At 27.9% G+C, this 908-nt stretch carries 1 protein-coding gene; it reads left to right on the top strand.

Annotated features, from left to right (window positions below; all coding sequences use genetic code 11):
* Window positions 1–29 precede the first annotated feature (29 nt).
* Window positions 30–809, top strand: a complete 780-nt coding sequence (locus AWE51_RS23320) for a hypothetical protein (RefSeq protein ID WP_066319024.1) — start codon at window positions 30–32, stop codon at window positions 807–809.
* Window positions 810–908 lie beyond the last annotated feature (99 nt).

Genomic DNA, 908 nt, shown 5'->3' with positions numbered 1-908 from the left:
AACGTTAGCACAAATTTTAAAAACATAGCATGAATAAACTATTGTTAAGTCTCTTATTTATCTTATTTGTAGCAACTACATCAGCTCAAAAAGACTATAACATATTTCGGGAAAATGAAAATTCAAAACACCAACTGGGGATTAATAAATTTTATTTTGTTCATCATACATTTGCTGATTCTTTCTTCATGACAGAACTCTACAAACAATTATCATATGATGACATGGCTTTGATATTAAAACAAGTATATGATGGCGTTACGGAAAAAGAAAAAGTTAACGTTGAATACAAAATAGACAAGCCTTCTGATGCAAGGATTGCATATTTTTTCAAAGAACATGAAAAAAATGGGAAAATGTTCATCATGCTGACCAATTTTAGCAATGCAACTAGAAAGTTTGAACATAAACCTGATTCAAAAGACCAATTGGCCAGATGGTATTTTATAAAAGGCGAAAAATTAGTGTATAGAAAGGACTTATACTCTAAGAAAAAAGAATCTGAAAAGAAAAAAGGAGAGACTTATGAACTAATTGATTATTATTTGTTTGATGATAACTTAGAGAATGATAAATTTATTAAACCTCTTATTGACAAATTACTAAATTCCAATGATAAAAATACTAATAAATTATACGGTTATCTATATTTGAGTGAATTTCACTTAATGAATAATGACATGAAAAGTTCTGAAATAGCAATAAAAAATATGGAAAAGTTTTTTGAAGAATCTACGGATATTCCAAAAGGTTATTCTTTAATCGTTAATATGGCAAAAACTGAATATGAAATCATGAAACGAATTTAAACTTCTGCTAACACTATGTATATTTCATTTGGCAAATAGTTTATCTCCGCTATCGCTTCGCAAACGATTATCACCAAACAAAAACATACATCTAACGTT

The sequence above is a fragment of the Aquimarina aggregata genome, assembly GCF_001632745.1.
Classification (GTDB): domain Bacteria; phylum Bacteroidota; class Bacteroidia; order Flavobacteriales; family Flavobacteriaceae; genus Aquimarina; species Aquimarina aggregata.
This window is presented reverse-complemented; position numbering and strand designations above follow the sequence as displayed.